The sequence below is a fragment of the Hyunsoonleella sp. 2307UL5-6 genome (genome assembly GCF_047345485.1).
In the GTDB taxonomy this organism is placed as follows: domain Bacteria; phylum Bacteroidota; class Bacteroidia; order Flavobacteriales; family Flavobacteriaceae; genus Jejuia.
On record NZ_JBLFEN010000001.1, the window covers coordinates 291107 to 305199 of the forward strand.

Below are 14093 nucleotides of genomic sequence, written 5' to 3' on the forward strand. Positions count from 1 at the left end.
ATTATAAATTAATTGTGTTTTATAATTTTTTTCTTTTAGCTTTTTCTGTTAAACCTAACTTAAACTTTAACGCTTAGGCTTATCCATTTCGTAAATTTATAAAAAAAATTAAATGCGCGTATTAATTACAGGAGCTACAGGATTGGTAGGGCAGGAAATTGTAAAATTGTGCCATTCAAAACAAATTAAAGTAAACTACCTTACTACTCGAAAATCTAAAATTTCTCAAGACGATAACTATAAGGGGTTCTTTTGGAATATTGATGACAACCAAATAGATGCAAAATGTTTTATAGGTGTAGATACTATTATACATTTAGCAGGTGCTTCTATATCAAACAGATGGACAGATAGCTATAAAAAAGAAATTATTAACAGTAGAGTAGAAAGTACCCAATTACTAATTAAAACATTGGAAAAAACCTCCCATACTATTAAACAAATTGTATCGGCAAGTGCTATCGGGATTTATCCAGACTCATTAACCAATTACTACGATCAAACTCATAAAGCGGTTAGTGATTCTTTTTTAGGTAAAGTAGTGGATGCATGGGAACTCGCTGTGGATGGTTTTTCAAAACTAAATATAAAAATTTCTAAGGTTAGAATAGGCTTGGTATTATCAAATAAAGGTGGCGCTCTTAAAGAAATAGTAAAGCCTATTAAATTTGGTGCTGGTGCAGCTTTTGGTAATGGTAAACAATGGCAGTCGTGGATTCATATAAACGATTTAGCCAGAGTATTTTTGTTTGTTTTAGAAAACGGATTTGAAGGCGTATACAATGGTGTTGCTCCAAACCCCGTTACTAATACAGAACTTACAAAATCTGCTGCAAAAGTGCTTCGTAAGCCTTTAATTTTACCTAATATCCCAAAATTTGCGATGAAATTAGCTTTAGGTGAGATGCATATTATTCTATTTGAAAGTCAACGTGTAAGTTCAAAATACATTACAGATAAAGGGTTTAATTTTGAGTATAATTATTTAGAGTCAGCTCTAACTAATTTACTAAACCCATAGATTTCAATTAGTTTTTAAAATTAAATTTAAAAACGATTAACTACAAGAGTTTACAAACTAAACCTTGAATAAAAATTACAAAAAAAACCATCTTATTTTATAAGATGGTTTTTAATTTTCAGGAGATTAAATGTAACTGCTATTAAGATTTTTTAGCGGTTAAATTAACCTTAAGTTCCATATCATCATTTATAAATTTATCACCTAAATTATCAAAAAATGACTTTGATCCGTATTTCACATTCCATTTAGAACGATCTATTGTAAAGGTTTCACTAATCAAGCTCATTACATCTCCGTTTTGAGAAACAGTAACAGGAAATGTAATATTATTTTTAACTTCTTTTAGTGTCAAATTTCCAGATAACATAGTTTTACCATCAACTTCAGTAATTCCTGTAATTTCAAATGCAGCACTAGGGTGATTTTCAACATCAAAAAAGTCAGGGCTTTTTAAATGCCCTAACAATTTACCATTGCCTTCATCTTCAGCTGGAATATCCAGAACGTTAATTGATGCCATATTAACTAAAAACGAACCGCTTTCAATTGATCCATTGTTAACTTTAACTACGCCAGATTCTAATTTTATAATACCATTGTGAGACCCAGTAGGTTTAAATCCTTTCCACTCAATTGTTGATGCATTAGTATCTGCAACATATTTTACCGCTGCAGCTTCTGCTTTTGCAGCTGCCTCGGCAGCAGATGTTTCAGCTTCTTTAGCTTTGTCTTTACACCCTACAAGTGCTACAGTAAACGCACATATAAATAATATAGCTTTAAATTTCATTGTCATCATTGTTTTGAATTTAATATTAAGTTCCAAAAGTAATAATTTGTTTCGCAAAACGAATTAATTGTTAAACAAAAGTTTTGTTAAAAATTTAAATGACAATATGGCATTTTAATAATAATGGCAGTACTTTTGCCAACCGAAATACAGTAGTATCAATTATATACAAAAATGAGCAAAAAAAGCAAAGTAAAAGATATAAAAGACACACAAGACAGTGGCGTAGAAAAAGAACCTGTAGCGGTTGAAGAACAGCAAGAGCAAGAGGTTGTTGAAGAATTATCTGTAGAAGATAAATTAAAAGAGGAGCTCCAGAACGAAAAGGATAAATTTTTACGTTTGTTTGCAGAGTTTGAAAATTATAAAAAACGTACATCTAGAGAACGTATAGAATTATTTAAAACCGCTGGAAAAGAGGTAATGGTAGAAATATTACCAGTTCTTGATGATTTTGAGCGTGCTTTAACACATATTGAAGACGATAAGGAAGCGGAAGAATTACGTAAAGGCGTATTACTAATTTATCAAAAATTATTATCTACGTTAGAGAAAAAAGGGCTTTCTGTAGCTGAAGTATCTCAAGGTGATACATTTGATGCTGAAATACATACAGCTATAACACAAATACCCGCACCCAACGATGATTTAAAAGGTAAAGTGGTTGATGTAGTAGAAAAGGGTTATAAATTGGGAGATACTATTATTCGTTTTCCAAAAGTAGTTGTAGGTCAATAAAATAAAATCATGGCAAAAAGAGATTATTACGAAATTTTAGGGATTAGCAAAGGAGCAAGTGCCAGTGAAATAAAAAAGGCTTACAGAAAAAAAGCTATTGAGTTTCATCCTGATAAAAACCCTGACAATAAAGAGGCAGAAGCTAATTTTAAAGAAGCAGCGGAAGCTTATGAGGTTTTAAGTGATGCTGATAAAAAAGCACGTTATGATCAGTTTGGACATCAAGCCTTTGATGGTGGCGGTGGCTTTGGCGGCGGCGGTATGAACATGGACGATATTTTCAGTCAGTTTGGAGATATTTTTGGTGGCGGCGGTTTCGGCGGTGGTTTCTCAGGTTTTGGTGGTGGCGGAGGCCAACGTCGTGTTAAAGGGAGCAACCTTCGTATTAGAGTAAAACTAACTTTAGAAGAAATAGCTAATGGCGTAGAAAAGAAAATTAAAGTAAAACGTAAAATTCAAGCACCAGGGACAACTTACAGAACGTGTGCAACTTGCCAAGGAACAGGACAAGTTCTCAGAATTACCAATACTATTTTAGGAAGAATGCAAACCTCTGCACCTTGTAATGTTTGTGGTGGTGCTGGACAAACTATCGATAAAAAGCCTGCTGACGCTGATGCACAAGGCTTAAAAATAGCAGAAGAAACAGTGTCCATCAAAATACCTGCAGGTGTAGTAGATGGTATGCAACTTAAAGTTTCAGGAAAAGGAAATGATGCTCCAGGAAATGGTATTTCAGGAGATTTATTAGTTGCTATAGAAGAAATAGACCATAATCATTTACAGCGTGAAGGTGATAATTTACACTACGATTTGTATGTAAGTTTTCCTGAGGCAGTATTAGGAACATCTAAGGAAATTGATACGGTAACAGGCAAAGTACGTATTAAAGTAGAAGCTGGTGTGCAATCTGGTAAAATTTTACGCTTACGCGGAAAAGGAATTCCAAGTATTAATGGCTATGGTAAAGGAGATTTACTAGTTCATGTTAATGTATGGACACCAAAGACGCTTAATAAACAGCAAAAACAATTTTTTGAAGACATGCTAGAAGATGACCATTTTTCCCCAAAACCAGAAAGTTCTGATAAATCGTTTTTTGAGAAAGTAAAGGATATGTTTTCATAGTAAATTCAAAATTCTTTATACACCCATGTTACTTGTAGTTTATAGGTTTTTTGAGTTTTAGTGGTTCTAATAATTTAATGTTTTAAGTTATATTTGAAGACAATTCAACAGTTAAAAAATTCCATTGTAAAATGGAATTTTTTAATTTAATACCTAACTTATCTTAATAGTTTTGCTATTAGTTAAGAAAAAAAAACTATATTTGATTATCGCTAGTTCTTACTAGTGATAATTTTTCTTTTTCATAGCAATTTTTTTCCCATCCTTAAGTTAAATTGAGGGTGGGTTTTGTTTTTATAAATTCTTGTTTTTTTTAGGCCTTTTAAAATAGGCTCTTATCTTTATAAGTTTAGAGTATACTCTTTATAAACCTGTAAATTAAGCATGTCAATTTTTCCCTAAATATTTAGGCTATTTGCAGTTAACGGACTCGTATACATTTAATATCTTTACACTTCTTATAATATAAAATGGTGAATGAATAACCTACTAGACGTAAAAGGAGTTAGCAAGAGTTTTGGAGATTTTACTGCGTTAAATAACGTTTCTATTTCGGTACCAAAAGGCAGTATTTATGGTCTTTTAGGTCCTAATGGTGCTGGTAAAACTACTTTAATTAGAATTATCAATCAAATTACGCTACCAGATTCTGGAACTGTAATTCTAGATGGTGAGACTCTTAAAGCATCTCATATAAAAGATATTGGGTATTTACCCGAAGAACGAGGTTTGTACAAATCTATGAAAGTAGGTGAACAAGCCATGTATTTAGCACAGTTAAAAGGCTTATCAAAATCAGTTGCTAAAGAACGTTTAAAATATTGGTTTGATCGTTTAGAAATTGGTGACTGGTGGCACAAAAAAATACAAGAACTCTCTAAGGGAATGGCACAAAAAATACAGTTTGTGGTAACTGTTTTGCACGAACCTAAATTATTGATTTTTGATGAACCATTTTCGGGATTCGACCCTATTAATGCGAATTTAATAAAAGATGAAATTTTAAAATTACGAGAAAATGGCGCTACAGTTATATTTTCAACCCACCGCATGGAGTCAGTTGAAGAGTTGTGCGATGACATAGCTCTTATAAATAAATCTAATAAAATTTTAGATGGTAAAATTTTAGATGTTAAGCGTGCATACAAATCTAATACGTTTGAGGTTGGTATCAACACATCAAATAATTTAGCACTACAACAAGAGCTTTCTAAATTATTTAAAATAACACCTGCTAATTTTAAAACATTAAATAATGAGTTGAAGTTAAGCGTTCAAATTAATGGAAATCAGTCTCCTAATCAATTATTGAGTTTTTTAACTTCAAAAGGAGAAGTGTCTCATTTTGTAGAATTAATACCAAGTGTAAACGATATTTTTATTCAAACAGTAACTAAAAACAGCCTATAATAATATGAATCATTTGCCTCTTATTATAAAGCGTGAATATTTATCAAAGGTTAAAAACAAGTCGTTTATTGTAATGACTATTTTAAGCCCTATTATCATGATAGCGCTTATAAGTGTTGTAGCCTATTTATCTCAATTAAATAATGATAAAGTACGAACAATTTTAATTTTAGATGAATCTGGAAAGGTAAAAGATATCTTTAAAAACACTGATAATACAACTTATAATATACTAGATGGCATGTTGCTGGCCGATGCTAAAGTATTAGTAACTGAAACTTCAGGATATGGGTTACTTCATATTAAAAATAACCATACTATAGCGCAACTTTCAAAAGGGATAAAATTTTATTCGGAAGAGTCACCCTCATTATCTACAATATCTAACTTAGAGAATAAAATAGAAAAGCACTTAACCTTAATGAATTATGAAGCTGTAGGTGTGGATATAGAAAAAATTAAAGCATCTAAAGTAAATGTAGATATTTTTCAAGAAAATTTTGCTGGCGAGACGTCTTCTAAAACAGATAGCGTTATTAAATTAATATTTGGTGGTGCTGCAGGATATTTACTATTTATGTTCATTATCATTTACGGTAATATGATTATGCGAAGTGTTATAGAAGAAAAAACCAGTAGAATTATTGAGGTTATAGTATCATCTGTAAAACCAATACAGCTTATGCTTGGTAAAATTATTGGCACCTCATTAGCAGGTCTTACGCAGTTTGCTATTTGGCTGTTGTTAGGTAGTGTATTACTATTTGTTGTTTCTGCAATATTTGGCATAGATATGGCACAGATGCAAACGCCACAACAGGCCGCAATAGAGCAAGCAATGGAAAACCCAGAAATAAATAATCAAATACAGAATGGAATTCAAGGTTTTTTTAACTTACCGCTAACTAACTTAATTGTTGCGTTTATATTCTTTTTTTTAAGCGGGTATTTATTATACAGTTCTCTTTACGCAGCCATTGGTGCTGCGGTTGATAATGAAACTGATACACAACAATTTATGTTGCCTATTATAATGCCATTAATACTTGCCGTTTATATTGGTATTTTTACAGTAATTGAAGATCCACATGGTACCGTATCTACCATATTTTCATTTATACCATTAACATCTCCAGTAGTAATGCTTATGCGAATACCTTTTGGTGTACCTATTTGGCAACAATTACTATCTTTAGCAATATTGATAGGCACGTTTATATTTACGGTTTGGATTGCTGCTAAAATATACAGAGTAGGTATCTTAATGTATGGAAAAAAACCTACCTATAAGGAATTGATAAAATGGATAAGATACTAGTATATGCAAGATAACCTAAAAGAAAATATTCAAGATGAAGTTGGTGCTTTTGAAGAAGTACTACAAGAAACTTCTGTAGGACAAGCTATCATTAATGTTCTTGAATTTAAAATTTTGGATTTTTCTTATGGTACAGGCGAAGATGCACACCAAATAGTATTAAAAACAAAATATTTAATACTAGTTGTTCTAGTAATGCTATTAACCACCATTGTACTAAGATGGGTAAAAAAACTTGTTACAAGGCGAATGCCGAAGGAAGATAAGGTAAAGTTTAACACTGTTTTTTCTTTTACAAGATGGGTTATTTATTTAATTGTAATTTTAGTAGTATTTGATGCTATAGGTTTTAATGTTACAGCAGTTTTTGCAGCATCAGCAGCCTTATTGATTGGTGTTGGTTTAGCATTACAAACTTTATTTCAAGATATTATATCTGGTATTTTTATTTTGATTGATAGATCTGTTCAAGTAGGTGATATTATCGAAATAGAAGGTAAAGTAGGGAAGGTTGAAGAAATTAAACTAAGAACTACAAGAGCTGTAACCATTGATAATAAAGTATTAATTATACCAAATCATCAATATCTTACTAATAGTTTATACAATTGGACGCAAAATGGTAAAGTAACTAGAGAGCACGTATTAGTTGGTGTTGCATACGGTAGTGATGTTAATTTAGTAAAAAAAATATTACTGCAGGCTGCCGATAGCCATGATATGGTTTTAAAACATCCTGCACCTTTAGTATTTTTTGAAAATTTTGGTGATAGTGCATTAGAGTTTAAACTTGTATTTACACTTAATGACAGTTTTATCGGTGCGATTCCTAAAAGTGATATACGTTTTGAAATTGATAAACTATTTAGAGAAAACAATATTTCCATTCCTTTTCCGCAACGCGATATTCATATTAAATCAAACGTTACAGAAGGTAAATAATAACACTTATGCAATATCGCTTTTTATGTTTACCCTTAATGTTTTTTGTGTTTACAACACAGGCATATGCTCAGTTAACCGATCTTGCACGTTTAGAATATTCATTTATACCGCAAAGTAATACAGATGATGACTATACCAGAATACGCGCATCATTAAATTTTCCCATAGAGACTAAAAAAGACTGTTACCTTATTTTAGGAGCAGAATACAATAGGATAATTCTTGATTTAGATGATAATTATCCTTTTAATACTCAGGGCTTAAAGCGAATTCATATTATAGATGTTAATTTGGGATATACCTTTAAATGGAATAAAGATTGGCGCATTGGTTTAAAAATTAATCCTAGAATAGCATCAACCTTATCCAGAAGTACAGATGCAGATGATATTTTTTTAAACGGAGGTGTATTTGCGATAAACGATAGAACTAAGGACGAATCGCTAAAAAAACCTTACAGATTAATATTAGGTTTAACATATAACGCTACAACAGGCCTACCTTTCCCTTTACCATTTATTAGTTATTATAGAGCAATAAATGAAAAATGGAGTTTTAGTGCTGGTATTCCAAAATCCAACTTAAAATACTTTTTAGACCAAAAAAATAATGTGCAAGCGTTTGTTGGTTTAGATGGGTATTTGGCTCATTTACAAGAACCTTCAGTTGTTAATGGACAAAGTGTTGATCATATTTCATTATCAGTTGCTGTTGGTGGATTGGGTTATGAGTATTTATTTTCAAAACATTTGGTAGGGTATTTGTACACAGGCTATACATTCAGATTAAATAATGTGTTACGTAATGAAAATAGAGAAGAAGTTTTTAAATTAGACGAAGTAAATGCCTTTTATTTAAGAACAGGAATAAAATTTAAAATTTAAAGTATGCCAAAAATATTAATTATTGAAGATGAAGCTGCCATAAGGCGAGTTTTGGTTAAAATTCTTTCAGAAGAAAATGATACGTATGAGGTTGAAGAAGCTGAGGATGGATTGTCTGGTATGGGAAAAATTAAAAAGACAGATTACGATTTAGTACTTTGTGATATTAAAATGCCAAAAATGGATGGTGTTGAAGTACTAGAAGCTACTAGAAAAATAAAACCCGAAATTCCTATTGTAATGATTTCTGGTCATGGCGATTTAGATACTGCAGTAAATACGATGCGTTTAGGTGCGTTTGATTATATCTCTAAGCCACCAGATTTAAATAGGTTATTAAATACTGTTAGAATTGCATTAGATAGAAAAGAGCTGGTAGTAGAAAACAAGATTTTAAAGAAAAAGGTAAGTAAAAAGTATGAAATGATTGGTGAGAGTGCTGCAATCTCGCAAATTAAAGATATGATTGATAAAGTTGCACCTACTGATGCTAGAGTACTAATAACCGGGCCAAACGGAACAGGAAAAGAATTAGTAGCACATTGGTTACATGAAAAAAGTGATCGTGTTAAAGGCCCAATGATTGAGGTAAACTGTGCAGCAATACCAAGCGAATTAATAGAAAGCGAATTATTTGGACATGTTAAAGGCGCCTTTACTAGCGCAAATAAAGATAGAGCAGGAAAGTTTGAAGCAGCTAATAGTGGTACTATTTTTTTAGATGAAATAGGAGACATGAGTTTATCTGCCCAAGCTAAAGTACTAAGAGCATTACAAGAAAGTAGAATTCAGAGAGTTGGTAGCGATAAAGATATTAAGGTGAATGTCCGTGTTGTAGCGGCTACAAACAAAAATCTAAAAAAAGAAATTGAAGCAGGTAATTTTCGTGAAGATTTATACCACAGACTTGCTGTTATACTCATAAAAGTACCAGCGTTAAACGATAGGCGAGAGGATATACCACTTTTAGTAAATCACTTTGCTAAAAAAATCGCAAACGATCAGGGTGTAGCTCAAAAAGAGTTTTCTGAGAAAGCTATAAAACTTTTACAAGATTACGATTGGACGGGTAATATTAGAGAATTACGCAATGTTATAGAACGACTTATTATACTAGGCGGCACAGAAGTAAGTGAAAAAGATGTGAAACTATTTGCTTCAAAATAAAAATAATATGAAACAGATACAAAACACCGATTTTAAGATAACTTCAAAAATTAATATTGAAGATTTACCAACACGCTACGATTTAAATGCACCAGAAAAGGATGTAGAAAAGGCCTTAAAAAATACTAGAAAACAACTAAGTGAGTTGCAAAACACAATGTATGCTCATGATAAATACTCTGTTTTAGTATGTTTACAAGGTATGGATACATCAGGTAAGGATAGCTTAGTTAGAGAAGTTTTTAAAAGTTTTAATGTTAGAGGTGTAGAGGTGCATAGTTTTAAAGTACCAACAGATTTAGAGTTAAGTCACGATTACCTTTGGCGACATTACATTGCATTACCGCAACGTGGTAAATTTGGTGTATTTAACCGCACGCACTATGAAAATGTGTTGGTTACACGTGTACACCCTAATTATATTTTAGGTGAAAATTTACCTGATGTAAATACTGTAGATGATATTGATGACGCATTCTGGGATAAACGTTTTAATCAAATTAATAATTTTGAAAAACACATCGCAGAAAACGGTACAATCATTTTTAAATTCTTTTTAAATTTATCTAAAGAAGAACAAAAATATAGACTCTTACGTCGTTTGCGTAAACAAGAAAAGAACTGGAAATTTTCCGCAGGCGATCTAAAAGAACGAAAGCTTTGGGATAAATATCAAACTTGCTATGAAGATGTTTTAAACAAAACATCAAAAGATTATGCGCCTTGGTATAATATCCCAGCAGATGATAAGCCAACGGCACGTTATATAGTTGCTAAAATAATGTACGATGTATTGAGTAAATATACTGATATACAAGAACCTGAACTAGATGACAAAACGAAAGCAAACTTAGATGTTTATAAAGCCGAACTAGAGCGTGAATAATAAACTACTCATTTAGTGATACAGATTTAAAAAACTAAAGCTTTATTTAAATAAAACTATAAATATATCCTTGTAAATTGTACTAATATTTTATTGTAGGTTTTATAATATCGCCATAATTTAACACTACTACTTGTTTACGAAATAATACCCCAAAGTTTTTATAATATCCCAAAACATTTCCCGAAAATTGTTCTTTAAATTCTATTTTAAATGTACTGTGTTTTTAATGAGATACAACTAATTAAATTAAAAGCAATAATACTTAGTAATTGTTAGATTTATGTAAATTATTTTATCAATTTCAATATTCTTTTTAATTTTTATCATCTAAAATGATATTTATATAGAAATTTTATAGTTTTATAAAAGAGTGGTTTTTGTCTACAAATAGATAGTATATCACTAATTTTGTAAATTATTAAATCTGTAAAATTAATAAGATAGTGTATGGCATTAAAAATAGTTATATCACATAAAACAACATATAAATATGATCGTTCAGTAAAGCTATCTCCACATATTTTCAGACTACGGCCAGCTCCTCACTCCCGAACACCAATAGAATCCTATTCTTTAAAAATAAAACCAGAAAATCATTTTTTTAATTGGCAACAAGATCCGTTTGGAAACTATTTAGCACGCGTAGTTTTTCCTGATAAAACAAAGGAACTTTCTATAGATGTAGAGATTATAGCAGATTTAAAAACGATAAACCCTTTTGATTTTTTTGTTGAAGAGTCTGCCGAAGAATTTCCTTTTACTTACAATGATACTATTAAAAAAGAGCTATTACCGTATTTAGAAATAACAGATAATGGTTCCTTATTATTAGATTTTGTAAAGTCTGTTGATATGACGCCTCGTAAAACAATTTATTTTTTAATAGATATTAATAGAAAAATATATGAGTATTTAAATTATAATATCAGGATGGAGCCTGGTGTTCAGAGTTGTGAAGAAACGCTATCAACTCAAAAAGGATCTTGTAGAGATTTTGCATGGTTATTTGTACAGGCATTGCGTCACTTAGGGTTTGGTGCTCGTTTTGTTTCTGGATATTTAGTTCAATTAAAATCTGACGAACAGTCTTTAGATGGACCATCTGGTCCTGAGGAAGATTTTACAGATTTACATGCATGGGCAGAAGTATATTTACCTGGTGCTGGATGGATTGGTTTTGATGCTACTTCTGGACTTTTAGCAGGTGAAGGACATATTCCTTTAGCTTGTACGCCATCTTTTGAAAGTGCAGCCCCAGTATTTGGATTATCTGATGTATGTGAAACTACTTTTGAATTTGAAAATTCTGTAAAAAGAATTTTAGAATCTCCTAGGGTAACCAAACCATACACTGAATTACAATGGAAAAAAATAGAGAAATTAGGACATAAAGTAGAAAAAGAACTTCAAAAAAACGATGTGCGCTTAACCATGGGTGGAGAACCTACTTTTGTTTCTGTAGATGATATGGAATCGGCAGAATGGAATACCGATGCGGACGGCACACATAAAAGGACTTTAGCAGCTAATTTGTCTAAACGATTATTAGATAAATTTAGTGAAGGTGGCTTTCTACACCATGCCCAAGGTAAATGGTATCCAGGAGAACCTTTGCCAAGGTGGTCTATAGAATTATGTTGGAGAAAAGATGGCCGAAAAATATGGTTTGATCATGATTTATTGGCAGCACTAGCACCTGAAACCAAACTACCAAATAATGCAGATACACTATTTTTAGAAACCCTTACAAGTCATTTAGGTATAACAAATCATCATATTATTCCAGCGTATGAAGATGCGTTTTATCACCTTTGGGAAGAAGGACGTTTGCCAATAGATTATAATCCTGAAGACGATAAAGACGGAAGTTTAGCAGAAAAAAAACTTGCCAAAATATTAAAAAATGGCACATCTAAGCCTGTTGGTTATGTATTACCGCTTAATAAAACAGAGGGTAAATGGTTTTCTAGCACATGGTCTTTCAGAAGGCAACATTTATATTTATCACCTGGTAATTCGCCTGTTGGATTACGTTTACCGTTAAGTGCTTTACAAGAAAATCCTGAGCATGAATTATTTCCTATTCATCAACCAGATTTATTCTCTAAGAAAAAAAGACTACCAAGCTATAGATTGATGGTATCTAAACGATACCAAAATTTCATAGAAAATGGTGTGCCAAATACTGCACCTAATTATTTTGTTAGAACTGCGTTGTGTGCTGAAGTTAGAGATAAAAAGTTACATCTTTTTTTGCCACCTTTAGAAGATGTAGATCATTATTTGGATTTGTTAGCTTCTATTGAAGCTACTGCCAAAGCACTACAAATTCCTGTAATTTTAGAAGGTTATGGCCCACCAAAAGATAATAGAATAGAGTCTATGAAAATAACGCCAGATCCTGGAGTTATAGAAGTAAACGTGCATCCATCACACAATTGGCAAGAGCTTATGGATACTACTTTTACGATTTATAGTGAAGCTAAAAAATCTAGATTGGGTACAGAAAAGTTTATGCTAGATGGTAAACATACAGGCACTGGTGGCGGTAACCATGTTACTTTGGGTGGAGTTACTCCAAAAGATAGTCCTTTACTACGCAAGCCTAGTTTGTTACGAAGTTTATTAACATTCTGGCAACATCATCCTGGGCTATCTTATTTGTTTTCTGGTTCTTTTGTAGGGCCTACAAGTCAGGCACCAAGAGTAGATGAGGCTAGATTAGATAATTTGTATGAATTAGAAATAGCATTTAGTCAGATTCCAAAAAACGGAGATGTACCGTTTTGGCTCACAGACAGACTTTTTAGACATTTATTAACCGATTTAACAGGGAACACACACCGAGCCGAATTTTGTATTGATAAACTATACTCTCCAGATTCTTCGTCTGGTAGACTTGGCATCTTAGAATTAAGAGGTTTTGATATGCCACCGCATCCGCAAATGAGTCTAATGCAAAATTTGTTTGTTAGAACACTTGTGTCCTGGTTTTGGAAAAAACCTTATGAACACGATTTAGTACGATGGGGTACAGAGCTACATGATAAATTTTTAATTGAACATTTTGTTAGAGAAGACATAAAAGACATTGTGAATCAGTTAAATAAAGAGGGATATAAGTTTAAAGAAGATTGGTTTGATCCGTTTTTTGAATTTAGATTTCCTTTATATGGTATGGTAGATATAAAATCTATCCACATAGAATTAAGAGCAGGTATAGAGCCATGGAATGTATTGGGAGAAGAAATGACAGGTGGTGGAACAGCAAGATATGTAGATTCATCTTTGGAACGTTTACAAGTTAAATTAACAAACTTTACAGATGAGCGTTATATTTTAACTTGTAATGGTGTAAAAGTGCAGTTAAAAAATACTGGGGTTCATGGCGAATATGTAGCAGGAATACGTTACAAAGCATGGAATCCGTATTCAGCATTACACCCAACAATTGGTGTAGATACACCATTGGTTTTTGATATTGTTGATACTTGGAATAGACGTTCTGTTGGTGGTTGTACTTATTTTGTTGCGCATCCTGGAGGTAGATCTTATGAAACATATCCTGTAAATAGTTTTGAAGCAGAATCTAGACGAATAAACCGTTTTTGGGATTTCGGACATACACAAGGGCAAATTAATCCAGATCATCAAAAACCAGCTAAAAAACAGTTTAATACTAATAAATCTGTTACTAGAACCATTGAAAAACAAGAAAGTTCAAAAAAGTTTAAATATAAAGAGGTTCCTGTAAATCCAGAATTTCCAAATACACTAGATTTGCGTGTTAAAAAATAAGT

At 32.0% G+C, this 14093-nt stretch carries 11 protein-coding genes; 10 read left to right on the top strand and 1 reads right to left on the bottom strand.

The window, feature by feature from the left end; genetic code table 11:
• Positions 1 to 112 precede the first annotated feature (112 nt).
• The gene (locus tag ACKGJY_RS01285) at positions 113 to 1021 is read left to right on the top strand and encodes a TIGR01777 family oxidoreductase (protein ID WP_413972034.1); all 909 of its coding nucleotides are present in this window, start codon (positions 113 to 115) and stop codon (positions 1019 to 1021) included.
• Positions 1022 to 1163: 142 nt separating this feature from the next.
• On the opposite strand, the gene ACKGJY_RS01290 is transcribed toward ACKGJY_RS01285, so the two are convergent.
• Positions 1164 to 1823: a YceI family protein gene (locus ACKGJY_RS01290; RefSeq protein ID WP_413972035.1), complete on the bottom strand. Its 660-nt coding sequence runs from the start codon at positions 1821 to 1823 to the stop codon at positions 1164 to 1166.
• Between the two features lie 165 nt (positions 1824 to 1988).
• Between ACKGJY_RS01290 and ACKGJY_RS01295 the strand changes: the two genes are divergently transcribed.
• From ACKGJY_RS01295 to ACKGJY_RS01335, 9 genes are all read left to right on the top strand, one after another.
• A complete protein-coding gene (locus tag ACKGJY_RS01295; protein WP_413972036.1) occupies positions 1989 to 2552 on the top strand; it encodes a nucleotide exchange factor GrpE in 564 nt (187 codons plus the stop codon).
• Between the two features lie 9 nt (positions 2553 to 2561).
• The gene (gene dnaJ, locus ACKGJY_RS01300) at positions 2562 to 3680 is read left to right on the top strand and encodes a molecular chaperone DnaJ (RefSeq protein WP_413972037.1); all 1119 of its coding nucleotides are present in this window, start codon (positions 2562 to 2564) and stop codon (positions 3678 to 3680) included.
• A 477-nt stretch (positions 3681 to 4157) separates the two neighbouring features.
• Positions 4158 to 5090, top strand: a complete 933-nt coding sequence (locus ACKGJY_RS01305; protein ID WP_413972038.1) for an ABC transporter ATP-binding protein — start codon at positions 4158 to 4160, stop codon at positions 5088 to 5090.
• Positions 5091 to 5094: 4 nt separating this feature from the next.
• Entirely contained in the window at positions 5095 to 6408 is a 1314-nt protein-coding gene (locus ACKGJY_RS01310) for an ABC transporter permease (protein WP_413972039.1), read from the top strand.
• A 3-nt stretch (positions 6409 to 6411) separates the two neighbouring features.
• Positions 6412 to 7350 carry a mechanosensitive ion channel family protein gene (locus ACKGJY_RS01315; RefSeq protein WP_413972040.1) on the top strand — a complete coding sequence of 313 codons (939 nt, stop codon included), beginning with the start codon at positions 6412 to 6414 and terminating at the stop codon, positions 7348 to 7350.
• Between the two features lie 8 nt (positions 7351 to 7358).
• On the top strand, positions 7359 to 8237 hold the full coding sequence (locus tag ACKGJY_RS01320) for a DUF6268 family outer membrane beta-barrel protein (RefSeq protein WP_413972041.1): 879 nt from the start codon (positions 7359 to 7361) through the stop codon (positions 8235 to 8237).
• A 3-nt stretch (positions 8238 to 8240) separates the two neighbouring features.
• The gene (locus tag ACKGJY_RS01325) at positions 8241 to 9404 is read left to right on the top strand and encodes a sigma-54-dependent transcriptional regulator (protein ID WP_413972042.1); all 1164 of its coding nucleotides are present in this window, start codon (positions 8241 to 8243) and stop codon (positions 9402 to 9404) included.
• 7 nt (positions 9405 to 9411) lie between these two features.
• On the top strand, positions 9412 to 10290 hold the full coding sequence (locus tag ACKGJY_RS01330; RefSeq protein ID WP_413972043.1) for a PPK2 family polyphosphate kinase: 879 nt from the start codon (positions 9412 to 9414) through the stop codon (positions 10288 to 10290).
• A gap of 450 nt (positions 10291 to 10740) precedes the next feature.
• The gene (locus ACKGJY_RS01335; protein ID WP_413972044.1) at positions 10741 to 14091 is read left to right on the top strand and encodes a DUF2126 domain-containing protein; all 3351 of its coding nucleotides are present in this window, start codon (positions 10741 to 10743) and stop codon (positions 14089 to 14091) included.
• Positions 14092 to 14093: the final 2 nt, after the last annotated feature.

Excerpts from the sequence above, each read along its gene's own strand:
- ACKGJY_RS01285 (WP_413972034.1), top strand. The coding sequence starts at position 113 with ATGCGCGTATTAATTACAGGAGCTACAGGATTGGTAGGGCAGGAAATT.
- ACKGJY_RS01290 (WP_413972035.1), bottom strand. The coding sequence starts at position 1,823 with ATGATGACAATGAAATTTAAAGCTATATTATTTATATGTGCGTTTACT.
- ACKGJY_RS01295 (WP_413972036.1), top strand. The coding sequence starts at position 1,989 with ATGAGCAAAAAAAGCAAAGTAAAAGATATAAAAGACACACAAGACAGT.
- dnaJ (WP_413972037.1), top strand. The coding sequence starts at position 2,562 with ATGGCAAAAAGAGATTATTACGAAATTTTAGGGATTAGCAAAGGAGCA.
- ACKGJY_RS01305 (WP_413972038.1), top strand. The coding sequence starts at position 4,158 with ATGAATAACCTACTAGACGTAAAAGGAGTTAGCAAGAGTTTTGGAGAT.
- ACKGJY_RS01310 (WP_413972039.1), top strand. The coding sequence starts at position 5,095 with ATGAATCATTTGCCTCTTATTATAAAGCGTGAATATTTATCAAAGGTT.
- ACKGJY_RS01315 (WP_413972040.1), top strand. The coding sequence starts at position 6,412 with ATGCAAGATAACCTAAAAGAAAATATTCAAGATGAAGTTGGTGCTTTT.
- ACKGJY_RS01320 (WP_413972041.1), top strand. The coding sequence starts at position 7,359 with ATGCAATATCGCTTTTTATGTTTACCCTTAATGTTTTTTGTGTTTACA.
- ACKGJY_RS01325 (WP_413972042.1), top strand. The coding sequence starts at position 8,241 with ATGCCAAAAATATTAATTATTGAAGATGAAGCTGCCATAAGGCGAGTT.
- ACKGJY_RS01330 (WP_413972043.1), top strand. The coding sequence starts at position 9,412 with ATGAAACAGATACAAAACACCGATTTTAAGATAACTTCAAAAATTAAT.
- ACKGJY_RS01335 (WP_413972044.1), top strand. The coding sequence starts at position 10,741 with ATGGCATTAAAAATAGTTATATCACATAAAACAACATATAAATATGAT.